Origin of the sequence: Candidatus Electronema sp. TJ (assembly GCF_048287355.1) — a bacterium.
In the GTDB taxonomy this organism is placed as follows: domain Bacteria; phylum Desulfobacterota; class Desulfobulbia; order Desulfobulbales; family Desulfobulbaceae; genus Electronema.
In genome coordinates this window covers 16637-19979 of sequence record NZ_JBLWEP010000027.1, presented here as the reverse complement: position 1 = coordinate 19979, position 3343 = coordinate 16637, and the positions used below count along the sequence as shown (strand labels likewise).

General features: G+C 58.8%; 3 protein-coding genes and 1 tRNA gene. 2 read left to right on the top strand and 2 right to left on the bottom strand.

Translation table 11 applies throughout. The features are described 5' to 3' along the window. A partial coding sequence (locus tag ACNKID_RS03590; RefSeq protein ID WP_417912068.1) for an HAD-IA family hydrolase occupies window positions 1–2118 on the top strand: 2118 nt, incomplete at its 5' end. Here ACNKID_RS03590 and rnc read toward each other — a convergent pair. Continuing rightward, window positions 2057–2854, bottom strand: coding sequence for a ribonuclease III (gene rnc / locus ACNKID_RS03585; protein ID WP_417912067.1), 798 nt, complete (start codon window positions 2852–2854; stop codon window positions 2057–2059). The two genes, ACNKID_RS03590 and rnc, sit on opposite strands and share 62 nt — an antisense overlap. 83 nt (window positions 2855–2937) lie before the next feature. Here rnc and ACNKID_RS03580 point away from each other — a divergent pair. Then, a tRNA-Cys gene (locus ACNKID_RS03580) sits at window positions 2938–3012 on the top strand. 43 nt (window positions 3013–3055) lie between these two features. On the opposite strand, the gene ACNKID_RS03575 is transcribed toward ACNKID_RS03580, so the two are convergent. Then, window positions 3056–3343: 2'-5' RNA ligase family protein (locus ACNKID_RS03575; RefSeq protein WP_417912066.1), on the bottom strand; the 288-nt coding region annotated here is incomplete at its 5' end.

Here is a 3343-nt window from a genome sequence, read left to right as displayed (position 1 = left end):
CCGACGTGGACGGTCGGCAAGGACTCGCCCGGCCAGATTTGCCAGCTCCTCCGGCAGCAGGCTGAAAACGGAGTCAAGTTTTTCTGTTTTGACTATTTCGACACCCTCGCCGTGCGCAACATTGAGCCGGAATTCACCAAGCAGCTCGCCGCCCGCCTGCACAGCCTGCTGCTGGGCGGACAAATGCCGCCGCCGGAGCGGCTTTACGCCCTGCGTCAGCAGCTTGAGCGGGAATTGAGCGCGAAGAGCGCAGCCACAGGCGGCGAGCTGGAATTTTATATGGAGCCGTTCGCCCGCGCTTATCGACTGCGGCTGCAAGAGGAGCTTGGCGATCTTGCCCAACTGCGAGATGCGGACAAATTCACCGCAATCATTCTCGCTATAGAAACCGCAGTGGAAAAAACTGTGCAGCAGCCCTGCGCCGATGCCGTGCAGGTGCTGGCTTGGCTGCGGCAGCAGGGCTTGCGCATTGTGCTGGTCTCAGATTTCTATTTGCCGGGCAGCAGCTTCACCGAGATGCTGAAGAGCTTGAACTTGAACGGCCAGTTTGACCATATCTATGTTTCCGCTGGTCACGGTTTGGCCAAATCCTCAGGCAGGCTGTATGAAAAAATCTGCGCCGACCTGCGCTGCCAGCCGGACGAGCTTTTGATGATCGGCGACAATCCGCATTCCGATGTGATGCGGGCGCAGGAAAAAGGACTGCGCTGCCTGCATCTGCTCAATCCCGGCCAGAAGAAATTCTACAGCCGATGGCGGCCAGCGCAGTTAGACGCGCTCGCTGCCGTGCGGCGGCATTTCAATGAAGCGGCAGCGAAAGACGGCCTGTTCAAAGAAACCGGCACCAGTCTCTGGCTCTTCACGTGGAACTTGCTCCAAAGCCTGCTGCGTCGGCAGGCTCGGGATGTCTTCTTTTTCTCCAAGGAAGGCGAGTTCCTGAAAAAGCTCTTTGACCAGATGCAGAGCGACCTATTCGGCGGCCCAGCGGTGCGCAGCCATTATATATTGGTCTCGCGCAAGGCCACATTTCTCGCCTCGCTCAAGTCGCTGGATGAAGAGGATTTCAGCCGCCTGTTTTATTTTTACCGCACCATCTCTCCCCGCGATTTTCTCCTCAGTCTGAACATTGAGGAGCCGCTGGCTGCCGAACTCTGTGCTCAAGCCGGGGTGGACTTCCAAACCCGTCTGCCTGAGCTGCGCAATCAGCCCGCCTTCCGCCAGCTGCTCGCCTTTGAGCCGCTCCGCCAGCTTTATGAAACACGGCGCGTCCAGCAGCGCAAAAATTTCCTCGCCTACCTGAATTCGTTTGGCGTTGATTATGAGAAAGACGGACTGTGTATTGTTGATGTCGGCTGGAAAGGCTCGATTCAGGACAACCTTTGGCACATTCTCGGCGGACAGGTGGAGATGCAGGGGTATTATGCGGGTTTTCTTGATGCGGCGGTCAAGCAGCCAAAAAACGGCAAAGAAGGCTTGCTTTTTGACAACACTCGTCACCTGCCCTATTTCAATGTTTACAACAACAACCGCTCACTTTTCGAAATGATGCTGGGCGCGTCACACGGCAGTGCCGACGGCTATTTCATGGCCGAGGAGTTTGCCGCCCAGCCTGACGACCATCGACGGGAAATCCGGCGGCGCATCCCGGCAAATGACAGCGAGCTGCTGGTCTGCGCCTTGGACATGCCGGAGGAGCGCACCTTGTTCGAGATGAAAATCAGACCGTTGCAGGAGCAGATGCTGGCCGAAGCCAAGCGTCTGAATGCGGCCTTTCTCCGCTCAGGCTGCGCACTGCCGGATTTAGACTGGTTCGCCCGCCGTCACGCCCGGATGGTCTTCACGCCGACGCGGCAGGAGATTGAGTTCTTCGAGAGCCTCTATCACTTGGAGAATTTCGGCGTTTTTGAATACACTGAGTTCCGCGCAGAAACGAATCTTTCCCTGCAAGAGCGATGGCGGAATTTTGTCAAGATGCGGAAGAATCCAGCCATGCTGGAGATGGGCACTTGGCCGCCGATCATTTTGCGGCGGCTGGGGCTGGATTTCTACCGGCACATCAACGGCAGACGGCGGCTGAAGCGGGAGTTTGGGGGCTATTTCCTGAGTCGTCAGCCCTGATCTGCGATTCTCCGCCATTTTGAAGCAGCTCCAGCGCGGCGCGGGCGGCTGCCTGCTCGGCCTCCTTCTTGCTGGAGGCCGTGCCGGTGCCAAGCGTCCGTTCGCGGAAGCTGACCGAAACTGTGAACAGCCGGGCGTGGGGCGGGCCGTCCTCGGTTTCCAAAGCGTACTGCGGCCCTTCATTGTGCCGCTCTTGCAGGAGTTCCTGGAGCTTGCTTTTGGCATCAACAGCAATCAGCTTCTCGCCCTGCCGGTCAATGAGCGGGCCGAAATGCCGCCGCACATGCGCCTGCACCGCCTCATAGCCGCTGTCGAGGAACATCGCCCCGATCAGCGCCTCATAGGTGCCGCAGAGAATGGATGCCTTTTCTCTGCCGCTGGAGCTGTCCTCGCCTTTGCCCAAAAGCAGATGCCGCCCCAGCTCAAAGCTGCGGGCGATGTCGGCCAAGCTGCCTTCATTGACCAGAGCGGCGCGGATGCGGGTCAGCTTGCCCTCGCGCAGGTCTGGAAAGCGGAGAAAAAGCAGGTGGCCGACTGCCATGTCCAAGGCCGCGTCGCCAAGGAACTCCAAGGTCTCATTGTGCCTGCCGCAGTCCATCCGTTCAAAGGCGAAGGAGCTGTGGATCAGGGCGAGCTGAAGCAGCTCGCGGTCGCGGAAAACATGGCCGATGCGGTCTTGGAGCAGGCACAGCTGCTCCGCATGTCTGATGGCCAGCTCTTCAAGCGTGGTTCCCATGTTTCGTATTTGAAAAATTCTGACGGGCAGATTTTCCCCTTGTCAAGATCGCCCCGGATGGAGTATAAATTGCCGCACAGCAGGGCGACGTAGCCAAGTGGTAAGGCAGAGGTCTGCAAAACCTTTACTCAGCGGTTCAAATCCGCTCGTCGCCTCCACGGACATTCAAGGCCGGTGAACTTCGTTTTCACCGGCCTTTTTTTATTCCGCCGCCAGCGGGTATTCCGCCTTAACGAAATGCTTGGCCCCGTCCGGCGAAAGGACGCTGCGATACAGTCGGAAGCTGCTTGCCGGAAAAGGCGGCGCGGCGAACAGGCTGTGCTGGGCGAGCCAGCCGCCAACTTTGCTGGACGGAGTGTCGCGCAGCCGGGCCAGCGTCACATGCGGGCTGAACTTGCGTCCTTCCGGCTCCACGCCGACTCGCTTCAGAGCGGCTTCAATCTGCCGGTGCAGATGCAGCAGCGGCTCGGATTTCTCCAGTCCTGCCCA